The 13814-nt window shown below is 64.8% G+C and carries 15 protein-coding genes; 10 read left to right on the forward strand and 5 right to left on the reverse strand.

Annotated features, from left to right (window positions below; translation table 11 throughout):
* Positions 1 to 97: 97 nt before the first annotated feature.
* Positions 98 to 919 (reverse strand): formate/nitrite transporter family protein, encoded by an 822-nt coding sequence (locus ACQUQO_RS02450; protein ID WP_435076353.1) that lies wholly within the window; start codon positions 917 to 919, stop codon positions 98 to 100.
* 131 nt (positions 920 to 1050) lie between these two features.
* Between ACQUQO_RS02450 and ACQUQO_RS02455 the strand changes: the two genes are divergently transcribed.
* The 8 genes from ACQUQO_RS02455 to ACQUQO_RS02490 all read left to right on the forward strand — a co-directional run bounded on the left by ACQUQO_RS02455 (position 1051) and on the right by ACQUQO_RS02490 (position 8335).
* Complete coding sequence (locus ACQUQO_RS02455; protein WP_435076354.1) at positions 1051 to 1497, forward strand: hypothetical protein; 447 nt, start codon at positions 1051 to 1053, stop codon at positions 1495 to 1497.
* A gap of 83 nt (positions 1498 to 1580) precedes the next feature.
* Positions 1581 to 2114 carry an HPP family protein gene (locus ACQUQO_RS02460; protein WP_435076355.1) on the forward strand — a complete coding sequence of 178 codons (534 nt, stop codon included), beginning with the start codon at positions 1581 to 1583 and terminating at the stop codon, positions 2112 to 2114.
* A gap of 233 nt (positions 2115 to 2347) precedes the next feature.
* Entirely contained in the window at positions 2348 to 2743 is a 396-nt protein-coding gene (locus tag ACQUQO_RS02465; RefSeq protein WP_435076356.1) for a hypothetical protein, read from the forward strand.
* A 51-nt stretch (positions 2744 to 2794) separates the two neighbouring features.
* Positions 2795 to 3907, forward strand: coding sequence for a hypothetical protein (locus tag ACQUQO_RS02470; protein ID WP_435076357.1), 1113 nt, complete (start codon positions 2795 to 2797; stop codon positions 3905 to 3907).
* Positions 3908 to 3984: 77 nt separating this feature from the next.
* Complete coding sequence (locus tag ACQUQO_RS02475; protein ID WP_435076358.1) at positions 3985 to 5280, forward strand: TIGR00341 family protein; 1296 nt, start codon at positions 3985 to 3987, stop codon at positions 5278 to 5280.
* 68 nt (positions 5281 to 5348) lie between these two features.
* The gene (locus ACQUQO_RS02480; RefSeq protein WP_435076359.1) at positions 5349 to 7283 is read left to right on the forward strand and encodes a chloride channel protein; all 1935 of its coding nucleotides are present in this window, start codon (positions 5349 to 5351) and stop codon (positions 7281 to 7283) included.
* 48 nt (positions 7284 to 7331) lie between these two features.
* The gene (locus tag ACQUQO_RS02485) at positions 7332 to 7784 is read left to right on the forward strand and encodes a universal stress protein (protein WP_435076360.1); all 453 of its coding nucleotides are present in this window, start codon (positions 7332 to 7334) and stop codon (positions 7782 to 7784) included.
* Positions 7785 to 7822: 38 nt separating this feature from the next.
* The gene (locus ACQUQO_RS02490; RefSeq protein ID WP_435076361.1) at positions 7823 to 8335 is read left to right on the forward strand and encodes an HPP family protein; all 513 of its coding nucleotides are present in this window, start codon (positions 7823 to 7825) and stop codon (positions 8333 to 8335) included.
* A gap of 24 nt (positions 8336 to 8359) precedes the next feature.
* Here the strand turns inward: ACQUQO_RS02490 and ACQUQO_RS02495 are convergent, their stop codons facing one another.
* Both ACQUQO_RS02495 and ACQUQO_RS02500 read right to left on the reverse strand, forming a co-directional pair.
* A complete protein-coding gene (locus ACQUQO_RS02495) occupies positions 8360 to 8794 on the reverse strand; it encodes a universal stress protein (protein ID WP_435076362.1) in 435 nt (144 codons plus the stop codon).
* A 46-nt stretch (positions 8795 to 8840) separates the two neighbouring features.
* Positions 8841 to 10607: a site-2 protease family protein gene (locus ACQUQO_RS02500; protein WP_435076363.1), complete on the reverse strand. Its 1767-nt coding sequence runs from the start codon at positions 10605 to 10607 to the stop codon at positions 8841 to 8843.
* 105 nt (positions 10608 to 10712) lie between these two features.
* Between ACQUQO_RS02500 and ACQUQO_RS02505 the strand changes: the two genes are divergently transcribed.
* Together ACQUQO_RS02505 and ACQUQO_RS02510 are read left to right on the forward strand one after the other, a co-directional pair.
* A complete protein-coding gene (locus ACQUQO_RS02505) occupies positions 10713 to 10961 on the forward strand; it encodes an antitoxin VapB family protein (protein WP_435076364.1) in 249 nt (82 codons plus the stop codon).
* Positions 10958 to 11350 (forward strand): PIN domain-containing protein, encoded by a 393-nt coding sequence (locus tag ACQUQO_RS02510; RefSeq protein ID WP_435076365.1) that lies wholly within the window; start codon positions 10958 to 10960, stop codon positions 11348 to 11350. The genes ACQUQO_RS02505 and ACQUQO_RS02510 overlap by 4 nt, the downstream gene beginning before the upstream one ends.
* 82 nt (positions 11351 to 11432) lie before the next feature.
* Here ACQUQO_RS02510 and lysS read toward each other — a convergent pair whose 3' ends face one another.
* Positions 11433 to 13103, reverse strand: coding sequence for a lysine--tRNA ligase (lysS, locus tag ACQUQO_RS02515; protein ID WP_435076366.1), 1671 nt, complete (start codon positions 13101 to 13103; stop codon positions 11433 to 11435).
* A complete protein-coding gene (gene pyrH, locus ACQUQO_RS02520) occupies positions 13096 to 13812 on the reverse strand; it encodes a UMP kinase (protein ID WP_435076367.1) in 717 nt (238 codons plus the stop codon). The genes lysS and pyrH overlap by 8 nt, the downstream gene beginning before the upstream one ends.
* Positions 13813 to 13814 lie beyond the last annotated feature (2 nt).

Genomic DNA, 13814 nt, shown 5'->3' on the forward strand with positions numbered 1-13814 from the left:
TGTGAGTGTTTTCGGTAGGGTCGTTGATTGAGGACTGCTCCGGGGTCCACGAACCGTTCGATTTCCTCACGGCGGTACGGAATCACAACAGTCACTATCAGACCTCCACGTCCATGTCGTCGGTCCCGCGGACGGCGAAGCTGTAGTTCAACAGTCCGACGAACACCACGCCGCCGACGACGTTGCCGATGGTCGTGATGGCTTCGAAGCGCACGAATTCGAGAGCCGAGATGGGTGCGCCAGCGAGCATCCCGGCGACGAGTTCGGCGCTCGCGGCCACACAGTGGGGCAGGTGGCCAAAGCCGATGAGGAAAGTGACGATGATGATGACCGCGATACGGCTGATGGTGTCCCTGACCGAGGTGAGAATCCACGCGAGCAGCGCCATCAGCCACCCGGCGAGAACAGCGCCCAAGAACACCGCCATCGGGGAGAGGTCGATGAACGTCATGGCGACGCTCACGAACGCGTGAAGGTCGACGAGATGGAGCGACAGGCCAGCGTAAAACCCGAGCACGGCGAAGAGACTGCTGCCGAGCAGGTTGCCGATATACACGAGCGTCCAAAGCTGTCCGAGTTTCCCGAGCGAGGAGCGGCCATCGAGAACTGGAATCAGCGCGAGGCTCGTGTGCTCGGTGAACAGCTCCGTTTGGGCGATGATGACGAAGACGAAGCCGAAGGTGTAGACGATTCCCTTGAGGAGTTGCGTGACGAAATCGCCGAAGACCGCGCCTGCCTGTGTCGCCATGACGAACATCGAGAACACGCCGAGGGAGAGGTTCAGCCCGCACGCAAGCGCCGAGAGGAACTGGCCACTGGCCGGTCGTTCGAGTTCACCCAATCCCTCCTCGATCTGGAGGCGCAGGATGTCCTCGTAATTCCGCTGTGTCCCGGCCATCTCCTCCGATGGCGTGCTCATGGCTGCAATTCCTTGCCGAATACATAAAATCGACTGCCTGCATATGCGGCGTTCGTGTCCGACGACTCGTCGAAAGTCGGTCCTGCCACGCAACCAAGTCTGATTTGTGCGGGTGGCGTGAGTCGAAACGTATGGATTTGCGCCAGCAACTCGCCCGGAACCTGACCGCCGAATCCGAGGCGTATGGCTATACGCTCACCATCTGGGGCGGCGGCTCGGTACTCATCAATCAGTACGGGACCCCGACCATCGGCCAGATATTTCTCTACGTCGGCGGCGCGCTCGTCGCCTTTGCCACGCTCGCGGCCGTCGCGTTCCCCCACCTGTTCGCCGAGCACGAGGCGGGCCAAAGCCGCCAACTCGTCATCGCCTCCACGATTCATCTCATCGCCACGTTCGGCAGCCTCGGTCTCGCGTATTTCGTCACCAGAACGGCCCTCACGTCCGCGATTCCCGCGTGGGTGAGCTTTTCGTTCATCGGGTTTCAACTGACGCTCACGTACAACCTCTTCGTCCTCTCCGAGCGGGCGGTCGGGAGGGTCGTCGCCGCGATCCATCCGAACATAGACGGGAGCTAACGATTCGTTGGCGAGCGGGGACCATCTGGCCCGTCGCTTATCCTCGCCCCGCGTGTAAGCCCGGCCGAGAGATGGATTTCGGCATGACCCTCGACCAATCCAGCTATGGCGTGCGCGTCAGCAGCTACGTCGGATTTCTTCTCGGGACGCTCGGGCTGTTCGCGTGGGCAGTCGGCCAGCCACTGCTGATTCCGAGCGTCGGTCCGTCGGCGTTCGCGCTGGCGACGCTCCCCGAGGAAGAACTCAGCCTCCCGCGGCGGGTCATCGCCGGGCAGTTCATCGGTGCCGCCGTCGGCCTGCTCGCCTATTTCGTCGTCGTGGGCGGTGCCATGCCGCTGTCGAGTGCCCCGCCGCTCTCGGTTATGGCGCTGCGTCGCGTCGCAGCCCCGTTCATCGCGGTAATTCTGACGACCGTCCTGATGTACGCCCCGGATTTGGAGCATCCACCCGCGTACGCAGCGACGCTGCTCATGGCGCACGGATTCCTGAACTCACCCGTCCAGATCGCGGCGTTCGCCGCCGCAGTCGTGCTCCTCGTCGGGATTCACGAAACCATCGGCCGGCGGCTCGACATCTGGGACCTCCCCTACCCGCGCGAACGCACCGGCGACAAGTGACTGCTCGTCGGTTGGGACACGCCCGCCGATTGGCGCAGGCGAGCGGTGCATCGAAACGCCGCCAGCACGCGAAAGCAGACAGTATTATACCATCGGCCCGTTACGAACGCATAGATTGATTATTCCGCTCTAAAGACACCGATGGACGAACGAATATCGAGCGGGCGGACGTGTGGTCCGGCCACACCGACGACCGCGCCGGTTCAATCGAGCGCACCGTCCGGGAGGACCGCGTGAGCGACGGGTCCCGGTGGCGGGTTCTCGTGGCCGCACTACTCGTTTGCAGTCTGGCGTTCGGCGGCTGTCTCACCCTCGACCCGACCGTCTCGGCGGACACGAACGATTCGGCGGTCTTCGAGCGCATTTCGGTCGACGAATCGTGGGCCAGCCAGCGGGTCCGCGCAACGGCTACCCTCGCCTCCAGTCCCGCGGCGGGGAACGTCACCCAAATCACGGTCGTTACGGAGAACGGGAAGACCTTCTCGACGGTGAACACCGACCCCGGCCAGACGAGCGTGGTATTGGAACTCCCGGCGAACCGGGACTCGACGCTCGTCGCCAGCGATACGGTGAACGGGACCACCATCGAGAAACTGAACGTCTCTACCGGCGGCAACAAACTACTGTGAACGAACTCGTGATACCGTTCGGACTGAACGGGTCGAACGGAGTGGACTTCGATGAGTGACTCGACAACGACGACCGATTCGACGACAACGACCGACTCGGAGAGCGTCACGCGGCCGGGCGATACGATGCGCGAGCGCGTCGGCGAGAGCCGGGTGAAGATATGGTTCCTCATCACCGCGAACCGCGGCATCGTCACGGTGGGTTTCCTGTTGCTGGCATACCTGACGCTCGTCGTGCTCCACGTGTTCGGGCCGAGTTCGGTGCGCAAGCTCGTCACGACGAGCGCGGTGACGTCGCTGTTCTCGTCGGTCATCATCGCGCTCATCACGAGCATCACCCTCGTGCTCTCGATCTCCCAGTTCGTGCTCACCGAGGAGATCGGCCCGCTCGGCGAGCAACGCGACAAGATGCGCGACGAAACCGGGTTCCGCAACGACGTGGAGGAGACTGCGGGAATCAAGGTCGCGCCGGCAGAGCCGTCCCGGTTTCTCAGAACGCTCATCGAGACGGCGGATACACGCGCACGAGCGCTCAGGGATACCGTCAGCGAGGACGCCGACGACAAGGAGGGGCTGAAAGAAATCGCCAGCTACGCCGATGGACTCTTGGAGCACAGTCAAACCGTGACCACCGAACTGGAAAACACCGATTTCGGCTCGTTCGACGTGTTGTTGCCCATCCTCAACTACAACTACTCGTGGAAGATATTCGCCGCGCGCAACCTCCGGGAGAAGTACGCCGACTCGCTGTCGGACGAGGCCGAGGAGACCTTCGACGAACTCATCGAAGTGCTGCGGTTTTTCGGCCCGGCGCGCGAACACTTCAAGACGTTGTACGTCCAGTGGGAGATCATCAACATCTCCCGGGGCGTGCTCTACGGTGCGATGCCGGCGCTTTCGATTGCCGCCTACATGATGCTCGTCTTCGACGCCTCGCGGCTGTTCGGCACCGCTCTGTTCGGTATCGACGTCGCCTTCCTGTTCGCCAGCGCGATGTACGTGCTCACGCTCTCGCCGTTCGCCGTGGTGCTCGCCTACGTACTGCGTGTTCTCACGGTCATCAAGCGAACGCTGGCGATTGGACCGTTCGTCCTCCGGGAGACCGACCAACTACATTCGGCGCGCTACGAGGAATTATCAGAAATCGAGGGCGAGAGGGAGTAACGGTCGTTCGACGGTCAAGATGACGGACGGTCACGGAATCCACAGATTCATGCGACCGCCGGCTATCGAATAGCCCGATGCGGCTCATACAGGTTCGTGTCAAAAACGAGTCGCGAGAGAGCGTCCTCGACACGCTCGACGACGCGAACGCCGATTACGTCATCGCCGACGAGGCGGCGGGCAACGACGCCTCCATCGTCTACTTCCCGACGCCTGCGGGTGCGGTCGAGGAGATGCTCGGCAAGCTATCCGAGGCGGGTCTCGAAGACGACGCCTTCACCATTGTCTCCGAGATAGAGACCGCCACGACGCCACACTTCGACGAGCTGGAGGGGCGTTACACGCAGGGTCCCGAGGACGAAATCGGGCTGTCGCATGCGGAGCTGCGAACGAAGGCACAGGAACTCACGCCGGAGACGACGATGTTCGTGGTCTTCGCCGCGCTGAGTGCGGTCCTCGCCACTGCCGGTCTTCTGTTGAACTCCGCCATCGTCATCGTCGGCGCGATGGTGGTCGCCCCCTTCGCTGGCTCCTCGCTATCGGCGAGCGTCGGACTGGTGAGCGACGACCTGACCTCGGCGACGAAGAGCCTCCGGTCGCAGTTCCTCGGTCTCGTCATCGCCATCGGCAGCGCCACCGTCGCGGCCTTCGTCTTCCGGTGGGGTTATCTCGTGCCGCCCACGCTCGACGTCGGCCGGATTGCGCAGGTTGCGGCCTTCACGACGCCGACGCTGCTCACGCTCACGATAGCAATCGTTGCCGGGGCCGCGGGCGCGCTCGCGCTTTCGACGGACCTTCCCGTGGCGATTGCCGGCGTCGCGGTCGCTGCGGCGGTCGTCCCGGCCGCCGCCGCGGTGGGCATCGGTGTCGTCTGGGTCGAGCCAGTGTTGGCCCTCGGTGCGCTCGCGCTGCTTCTGGTCAACGTCGTGTTCATCAACCTCTCGGCGCTGCTCGCCCTCCTCGGCTTCGGCTACCGCCCCGCGGAGTTCGGGGGCCTTCGGGAGCGTCTCTCGCTATCGCCGCGGACGGTCGTTTCGGTCGTGGCGGCCGTCGCCCTCGCCGCCCTCGTCGTCGCGGTGCTGTTCAGCACCTACCAGTACTTCCTGTTCGGCCAGACGGTCAACCACAACGTCAACGAGGTCCTCACGGAATCCGAGTATTCGGGCCTCGAACTCGAATCGGCCACGGCCGAATACGGTGCCGGGGGGCTGTTCGGCCGGAAGGGGTCGGTCACCGTGGTCGTGGCGCGAACTGCCGGGACGACAGCTCCGCAGCTCCCGGAGCGGTTCAAGCGGCGAATCGCCGCCGAGACGAGCAGGGCAATCACGGTCGACGTCCGATTCGTCGAGTATCGACGAGCCGGGTCGGCATAGACTCGGCGGGGTACGGCTATCCCACCGATTCGTCGTGAAATACCAAGAGTGAAGGGTCATCGTCGGGGATGACACGCCAAGAGATGGCGGAAAACGCGAAACCATCCGGGAGTGCCCCGTCCAACGATACGGGTCGCTCGCCGGTCGATTCCGGTTCGAACTATCGGCTCGGAATGATGGCGGTGCTGGCGGGTGTCATCGGCGTTCTGGCCGGCATCATCGCCTTCCTCATCTATCGCTTCATCGGACTGCTGACGAACCTCTTCTTCTATCAGCGCATCGCCTTCGAGTTCGTCACGCCGCCGAACGCCGGGCTACCGGTGTGGACTCCGCTGATTCCGGCTGCTGGCGGTCTCGTCGTCGGACTGATGGCGAAGTACGGCTCGCCACGGATCCGCGGCCACGGCATCCCCGAGGCGATGGAGGCCGTCTGGGACAACGACAGCGAGGTCAAGCCACGCGTCATGCTGCTGAAGCCGATTTCGGCCGCCATCGCCATCGGGACGGGTGCGCCCTTTGGCGTCGAGGGTCCCATCATTCAAACTGGGGGGTCGATGGGGTCGGTCATCGGCCAGTACATCTCTACCACCGTGGCCGAGCGGAAGGTCCTGCTGGCCTGCGGTGCGGCGGCGGGGATGGCCGCGACGTTCAACACGCCGATTGCTGGCGTCCTCATCGCCATCGAACTCCTGCTATTCGAGTTTCGGATGCGGTCGTTCGTCCCGCTGAGCGTCGCCAGCGTCATCGCAACCGCGGTTCGTCGCCAGCTCATCGGGACCGAACCGCTGATTCACATCGGCGAACTGAGCTATCAGTTGCTCCCGAACCTTCCCTTCCTGCTGGTGCTCGGCGTGATTTTGGGACTGGCCACCGTCGTCTTCAAACGTGGCTATTTCGTGGTCGAAGACCAGTTCCATCGCTTCCCGGTCGGGAACGTGCTCCTGCCGGCACTCGGCGGCCTCATCCTCGGCGTGATGGGACTGTTCGTTCCGCGGGTGCTCGGTGTCGGCTACGAGGTCACGAGCGAAATCCTCCGGAACGAACTCCCCATCGGGCTGCTCCTGTTGGTGGTCGTCGGGAAGGCGGTCGGCGTGTCCGTCACGCTCGGGACGCGCACGTCGGGCGGGTTTCTCGCACCGATGTTCGTCATCGGGGCCGGCATCGGTGGCGCGTTCGCGCTCGCGGTGAACGCGCTCGTCCCCGGTGTGGCGCTGCCGGTCGGGCTGTTCGCGCTCACCGGACTGGGAACCCTCTTCGGCGTCGCCGGCGGCGCGACGTTCGCGCTCGTCCTCTTCACTGTGGAGGTAACTCAGCAGTACGAGGCCATCCTCCCCGTGTTCCTCGTCGCCGTGGTCGCCGACGGCGTGGCCTCGCTGTATCTCAGAAACAGCCTCATGACCGAGGAACTCACCCGACGTGGCATCGATATCTATCAGGAGTACGAGGTCGACCCGATGAAACGCTTCACCGTCGCTGACATCATGGACGAGCGGCCCGTGACGATTCGTCCCGACGTGGACATCGCCGAACTGGTGGCCGAACTCACCAGCGACTCGCCGTCGGTCGCCCGCTTCACTGTCGGGACCGACGGCGACCAGCCGGACACGCTCGACGAACCGGGCGATGCGGGAACGACGGCGGAACGGACAACCGAACTAACGCTTCACGAGGGACTCCCCATCGTCGACCCCGAGGAGGGTCTCGTGGGTATCGTCACGTATGGCGACTTGCTTCGGGCCGTCACTCACGGTGGCGAGGACACCACCGTCATGGAAGCCGGCACGACCGATGTCGTCGTCGGGCATCCGGACGAACAGCTGTTCGAGGTCGCCGTTCGAATGGCGTCGAACGACCTCGAACAGCTCCCGGTCGTCGACCGCGCCAGCGGTGAGTTCCTCGGGCTGACCGACTCGCAGAACCTGATGACCTCGGCGATGCGACAGCTCGAAGACGAACAGGTTCGTGAGGCGGGCAAGCTCGACTTCGACCGCGGGCTGTTGTAAGCCCACCCTGCCCCGGGATTTTCCTGTCCGCCCGCCGTATGAGGGAACATGTACGACGACATCCTGGTACCCACCGACGGCAGCGAGGAGGTAGAGACGGCAATCGAGCACGCGTTCGAACTGGCCGAAACCTACGATGCGACGGTTCACGCGCTGTACGTCGTCGACGACAGCCGCGGCGGAGCCGGATTGATGGGGACCGAGACCGAAAGCGCCGTCTCGGAGCTGCGGACGATTGGTGAGCAAGCGGTCGGTACCATCACGACGCGCGGCGAGGAGACCGGACTCACGGTACAGGCCGAGGTGCGTACGGACCTTCCCCATGAAGGCATTCTCGACTACGCCGAGGAGCACGACATCGACCTCCTCGTGATGAGTTCGCGCGGGCGGTCGGGTGTGAGCCGGTTCGTCTTCGGCAGCGTCACCGAACGGGTCGTGCGCCTGAGCGAGCGGCCCGTCCTCGTCGTTTCACGGGGGACGCCAGACGAAAATCGCCGGTAAACAGCCGTCTTATCCGTCAAGAGATTCAACAGCGGACCATGGCTCGGTATCCGCTCGGCGGCGGGGTGAGCACGTATCTCGGCTTCCACCTCGTCGCGCTGGGGTTGCTGTCGTTCGTCACCGGCCAACCGTTTTTGATACCGAGTCTCGGTCCCTCGATATTCCTCCTCGGCACGCTGCCGGACGACGAGATGAACTACCCACGGCGGATCATCGGCGGCCAGTTCATCGGCGCGGTGGCCGGCTTCGTCTCCTTCCATCTCATCGTCGGCGGCATCGAACCGGCGGTGAGTCCGGCGCTCTCACTGGAGGTGTTCAGACAGGTGGTGTCGAGCTTCGTGGCCGCTCTCCTCTCGACGTTTGGCATGTATCTCGGGGATGTCCAGCACCCGCCGGCCTACGCGACGACGTTGATAATTTCGCTCGGCTTTCTCACCTCCCCGTTCGGCGTCGCGGTGTTCATGCTGGCGGTACTGGTGATGGTGGGCGTTCACGAGACCGTCGGCAAGCGGGGACCGATATGGAGCCTGCCGTACGAGCAGGACGAATAGCACTAAGGCGCGCGATGGCGTCCGCTACCCCTCGTCGCCCACCCGCACCGTGAGAACCGATGGGTTCGACCGCCGGACGACCTTCTCGGTCACGCTGCCGAGGAGATGCCGGTCGATACCGCTTCGTCCGTGGGTTCCCATGACGACGAGGTCGCAGTTCTCCTCGGCGTAGTCGAGAATCGTCTCGTACGGCGTTCCCTGTCGGACGACTTCGGTGACGGTCTCGACGCCCGCCTGCGTCGCTCGCTCCGCCACCTCGGCCACCACCTCCTCGCCCTCGGCTTCGGCCTCTTCGAACCGCTCGTCGCCGCCACGGACGTTCAGGGGTCCGGCCGTCTCGTCGACGACGAAGAGCACGTGGAGCGTCGCATCGTTGTCGGTCGCAACCGCGAACGTCTCGTTCTCGGCGTCCATCGCCGCCTCGCTCCCGTCGGTCGGCAGCAGTACGTGGTCGTACATGCTCGTGTTCAATCGCTGGAGGTGAAAACGTTGGCGGCGGATTTGTCTACCCTGACAGCAGCGACGGGCCGAACACCATCAACACGAGCGCCGCGAGCATCGTCAGGCTCACCGCAGTCGTGACCGCGCCAGTGAGCGTCCGGCGGCTTCCCACGGGCAGCCGCGAGACGATTGCCTCGGTGCTCGTCCGGAGGATGTGGCCGCCGTCGAGCGGGAAAGCCGGAATGCAGTTGAAAAAGCCCAGATTCAGATTCACCCAGCCGACCCAGAAGAGCACGTTCGCCAGCACGAACACGCCGCCGCCGAGGAATTCGAGCGGTCCGGCGACGGTGTAGAAGTCGATGTTCGAGCCGACGAACCCGGCGAAGTTGTAGCTCGCGCCCGGCACGGCGACGCTCGCAAACGGCAACGTGAGCACCGCGAGAACGCCGAGCAGCGCGGAGCCACCACCGGCCCCACCCTCACCGCCGAGCGCCGCGAGATAGCCGGCGGCGGGGTAGATGTCGATGCCGAAGTCGTCGACAACGATTCCGGTAGTGCCCTGTTGGAGACCGCTCACGCCGAGCAGCCCGCTCCCGGTCCGAGGGTTCTCGCCGAGCGTGACCTGGTGGGTCGTGCGCTCGCCGTTGACGTACACCTCGACCCGTACCTCCTCACCGGGACTCGTCTCCGAGAGCGCAGCGGAGAGCGCCGAGGTGTTCGTGATGCGCTCGCCGGCGAATCGCGTTATGACTACTGACTGGCCGCCCTGTCCGGTCGCGTTCGAAAGCGGGCCATCGGGCGTGATTCGACTCGCGTACGCGCCCATCGGCGCGGTCGTCGTCGAGCCATTGGCGGTTCGCAGCGTCGCCACGGTCCTGTTTTCGAGCGCCGCGGTAAATCCGCTCTCGGTCGATACCTGTGAGCCGTTGACCGCCGTGATGGTGGCACCCTTGCCGAGTCCCGTGGGACCGTTTCGGACCGCCCGGGTGACGACGAGCGAGCGCTCGACGGTCGTCGTGGTGCCGTTCGACAGCGAAACCGAGACGGTGCGGTTCGCGTCGGCGAGTGCGCCATCAAGGTCGCTCGCGTTCGTGACGTTTTGACCCGCGACGCCCGTTATCACCGTTCCTTCACCGATGCCCGCTTCGGCTGCCGGCGTGCCCGGTAGTGCCCCACCGACGGGTACGCCCGGCACGACGGCAATCGACCCCACGACCGGGCCGAACAGCAGCGCGAAGGCGATGATTGTGATGGCGAAGTTGTTGGTGACGCCGGCGGCGAACATCCGGGTCTGTGCGCCGCGTTCGGCCCTCTGTTGCTCCTCCTCGTCGGGTTCGACGAACGCACCCATCGGGATGAGCGTGATGAGCGCAAGCCCCATCGAGGCAATGCCGATGTCTTCAACGCGACAGAGCAGGCCGTGGCCGCCCTCGTGGACGACCAGACCCACGAGGAGCCCGAGAACGATCTCCGGGGCAACGGAGAGGGGAAGGAACTGGTTCACGCCGGGGATGACCAGCGCGTCCTGTGGCTCGGTGATGATCGTCGAGGAGGGACGCTTGAGTATCGTGACGGCGCTGAAGATGACGAGCACGAACGAGCCGACCATCACGACGAGCGTGACCCCGAGACCGACGTTGGCCCACGCCCGCCAGAAGCGCTTCGGGCGCGCGAGTCGGTCGAGGACGGCCTTCCCGCGTTCGGTATGCAGCGTCGTGATGGGTCCCGAGACCCGCACCCACTCGGGGAGCAGCCCCTGTGTCGACAGCGCCGTCGCCACGACGCTGTAGAGGAGCACTCCCGCGAGAACCCACAGCAGCGTACTCGCCATTGACCGATTTCAGCGATGGGCAGTCATGAGGGTTTGGTTCCCGGGCTTCGAATCGCTACACCCACCCGAAGACCCAAGTCTCGTCAACGCGAACGTCAACGCACGATGAGCACCGCCGACGAGCAGATACGGGTCAGCGCCACGGTCAAGAGCGCGCTCGAACAGCGGCGACGGAAAGACGAATCGTTCAACGACGTCCTCGAACGGCTTCTTTCCGAGCGCGACCTGTTCGCGGGCTTCGGTGCGTTCGAGGGAACCGACCGCGGGGAGAGCATCCAACGTATTCACGAACAGGGGACGGAGAAATCAACGGAGCGCATTGAGCGCATCGCCGAGAGCCGCAGCGGCGAATGAAGGTCCTCGATACGTCGTTTCTCATCGACTACGGCAACGGAGTCGATGCTGCCGGCGAGTATCTCCGCACGAACGAGGACGACGTGTTCGTCATTCCTGCACCGGTCTATACCGAATATTTGCTCGGGACGGTCCACAGCGACGCCGACACCGACATCGCGGCGGCGCGGCAGGAACTCGCGTGGGGTGAGGTGGCCGCCGTCACCGAGGAGATGGCCGTCGTCGCGGCGGCGATAGCGGACGAAATCGGTCCACAGGGACCGAATCTCGCGGCCGTCGATGCGCTCGTGGCTGCGGTGGGCCGCGAGTTCGGTGCGCCGGTCGTCTCCGGCGATAGCGACCTCACGCACGCGGAGACGCGAAAAGCTATCCGGACGGAGACATACTGAAACGATTGTTGCATCGCGTCAGACTAAACGGCGCGGGACGGTGCTATGGGTTCTCCCTGTTTGTGTATCGTCCGTCTCTATACTACCCCTCGCGCCGCAGCCGCCGAACCACGAACTCGCGGTCGAGTTCCGCCAAGAACGGTCCGAGTTTCGGTCCCTGCTCGGTGTCGAAAAAGAGCCGGTAGCCCGCGGTGAAGAGGTCGCCGGGGTCGAGGTCGTGGGCGCGTGCGGTCTCGAAGATCTCGCTCTGGATTTCTTCGCCGCCGTGGCCCGCCGCCACGAATGCGGCGAGTTCATCCAGCGCCGCCTCGGTATCACCCTCGAACCCCACGTCAGGGAGGTCGGTTGCGAGACGGTAGTTGTAGGCGTTGTCGGTACGTTCGGCCCACCGGCGGGCGCGGTTCACCCGTTCGAGGGCGCTCTCGACGGCCGATTCGGATGCACCCTCCAGGATGTGCCCCTCACGGCGGGCCATTCGCTCGCGCAGTTCGCGGTCGTCGGTCATCCCAAGTACGGCGGCGAACGTATATGGAATGCGAATCGGCTGTTCGTCTGAAACCTCGTCGACGACAAGCGGATAGACCCGTTCGGCGTGCGCTCGCTCCTCCTCAATTTTCTCGTCGCTCCCGGTGGTGGACACGCCGAAAGCAAGCCCTTCGAAGCGGTCGAACTCGTCCACGAGTTGGTCGAGCTGCGAGACATCGAAATCGCGCGCTCGCGCCGGGTTCTTCGTGAAGTAGTAGTGTAGCACCTCGCGTTCGAGCAGGTCGAGGAGTTCGGCCACGGTGATGATGTGGCCCGACGACGACGACAGCGGCTCGCCGTTCAGGGTGAACCACTCGTAGACCATCGGCGTCGGCGGTGCGAAGTCGAGCAGTTCCTGTGCGATTGCCTCGCCGCTCGGCCACGACCCCTCGGCGTGGTCCTTGCCGAAGGGCTCGAAGTCCACAGTCAACACTCGCCATTGGGCGGGCCACTCGAAGCGCCACGGCAGCTTTCCCTCCCTGACGGTCGCCGTTCCCTCGTGGCCACAGCCCTCGATGAGTTGGTTCCCGGCCTCGAAGTCCGTACAGCGATACGCGACGCGCTCGCCGTCGATTGCCGTCACGGTCTCGGTGAGTTTGCCACACTCGGCACAGATGGGGTTGAACGGGACGTACTCGTCGGCGTCGCGCACCGAGGCCTGATACTCGCCGAGCAGCTCGTGGGCGTGCTCGTGCTCGTCGAGTAGTTCGCGCGTCACGTCGTCGAACTCGCCCGTCTCGTACAGCGCAGTCGTCGAGCGAATCCCGACATCGATGCCCAACTGCTCGGTCATCGACTCTAAGAGGTGCGTCTGGTGGTCGCCGAAGGAGTCGCAGCACTCGAAGGGGTCCGGAATATCAGTCAGGGGTTTGCCGAGGTTGCGCCCCAGCACGCCCGGATTCGGCACGTCGCCGAGGTCCATCACGTTCCACTCGCGGTCGGCGAGCGTTCGCGGGATTTTGCGGAGGGGGTCGCGGTCGTCGCTCGTGAACACCTGCCTGACCTCGTGCCCGCGTTCGCGGAGCACCTCGGCGACGAAATATCCACGCATGAGTTCGTTCGCGTGGCCGAGATGCGGCACGCCAGACGGCGAGACGCCGCCTTTGATGACGACCGGGCCATCGCTACCGATGCGCTCGCGGCGCGCTTCGATGCGGTCGGCGACCTCGTCGGCCCAGAAGGCGTGGTGGTCGCCCTCGCCGAGCGTGTAGGGGTCCTCCTCAGTCATTCATCGCCCAGTAGGTGGGTTCATCGCTCTCGGCGGGAACGATGTCCGTTCCGTCGTGTTCGCCGGTGTTGACGACGCGCTCGATTCGCTCGGGGTCGGTGCCGTCGAGGACCACAGTCCGAACGCCCGAGCGCTCGATGATCTTCGCCGCGAGCAGGTCCACCGGGGCCGACGAGCCGGCGGTCATCTCGATGTCGGCGATGACGTCGACGAGTTCGCCGGCCGAGAGCGTCTCGAAGCGCTGCGCATCGGGATTTTCGGCGGGGTCGGCGCTGAAGACGCCGGGGACGCTCGTCGCATAGACCAGCAGATCGGCGTTGACGTATTCGGCCAGCGCCGCGCTCACGGCGTCGGTGGTCTGGCCGGGTGCGACGCCGCCCATCACGGCGATTTCGCCCCGGCGCAGCGCCGCGCCCGCCGTCTCGTAGTCCTTCGATGGCCGGGTCGCCGCCCGCTCGGAGAGCGCCGCGATGAGCAGGCGGGCGTTGAGGCGGGTGGTATCGACGCCGAGCTGGTCGAGTTCGATCTCGTTTGCGCCGAGTTCGCGCGCGGTGTGGATGTACTCCCGCGCGACCGTTCCGCCGCCGACGACCGCACCCACGGTGTGGCCCTCCTCGGCGAGCCCCTCGATGACGGTTGCGTGTGTGCCCACGCGCTCTGCGTTCCTTGGCGCGAGCACGCTCCCGCCGAGCGAGACGATGATTTTCATTG

The organism is Halococcus sp. AFM35, from assembly GCF_051195015.1.
Lineage (GTDB): Archaea > Halobacteriota > Halobacteria > Halobacteriales > Halococcaceae > Halococcus.

Bases quoted from the DNA above. Each gene is read 5' to 3' on its own strand.
- ACQUQO_RS02485 (WP_435076360.1), top strand. From the start codon at position 7,332: ATGTACGACGACATCCTGGTACCCACCGACGGCAGCGAGGAGGTAGAG.
- ACQUQO_RS02480 (WP_435076359.1), top strand. From the start codon at position 5,349: ATGACACGCCAAGAGATGGCGGAAAACGCGAAACCATCCGGGAGTGCC.
- pyrH (WP_435076367.1), bottom strand. From the start codon at position 13,812: ATGAAAATCATCGTCTCGCTCGGCGGGAGCGTGCTCGCGCCAAGGAAC.
- ACQUQO_RS02470 (WP_435076357.1), top strand. From the start codon at position 2,795: ATGAGTGACTCGACAACGACGACCGATTCGACGACAACGACCGACTCG.
- ACQUQO_RS02475 (WP_435076358.1), top strand. From the start codon at position 3,985: ATGCGGCTCATACAGGTTCGTGTCAAAAACGAGTCGCGAGAGAGCGTC.
- ACQUQO_RS02505 (WP_435076364.1), top strand. From the start codon at position 10,713: ATGAGCACCGCCGACGAGCAGATACGGGTCAGCGCCACGGTCAAGAGC.
- ACQUQO_RS02455 (WP_435076354.1), top strand. From the start codon at position 1,051: ATGGATTTGCGCCAGCAACTCGCCCGGAACCTGACCGCCGAATCCGAG.
- ACQUQO_RS02460 (WP_435076355.1), top strand. From the start codon at position 1,581: ATGACCCTCGACCAATCCAGCTATGGCGTGCGCGTCAGCAGCTACGTC.
- ACQUQO_RS02510 (WP_435076365.1), top strand. From the start codon at position 10,958: ATGAAGGTCCTCGATACGTCGTTTCTCATCGACTACGGCAACGGAGTC.
- ACQUQO_RS02490 (WP_435076361.1), top strand. From the start codon at position 7,823: ATGGCTCGGTATCCGCTCGGCGGCGGGGTGAGCACGTATCTCGGCTTC.
- lysS (WP_435076366.1), bottom strand. From the start codon at position 13,103: ATGACTGAGGAGGACCCCTACACGCTCGGCGAGGGCGACCACCACGCC.
- ACQUQO_RS02500 (WP_435076363.1), bottom strand. From the start codon at position 10,607: ATGGCGAGTACGCTGCTGTGGGTTCTCGCGGGAGTGCTCCTCTACAGC.
- ACQUQO_RS02495 (WP_435076362.1), bottom strand. From the start codon at position 8,794: ATGTACGACCACGTACTGCTGCCGACCGACGGGAGCGAGGCGGCGATG.
- ACQUQO_RS02450 (WP_435076353.1), bottom strand. From the start codon at position 919: ATGAGCACGCCATCGGAGGAGATGGCCGGGACACAGCGGAATTACGAG.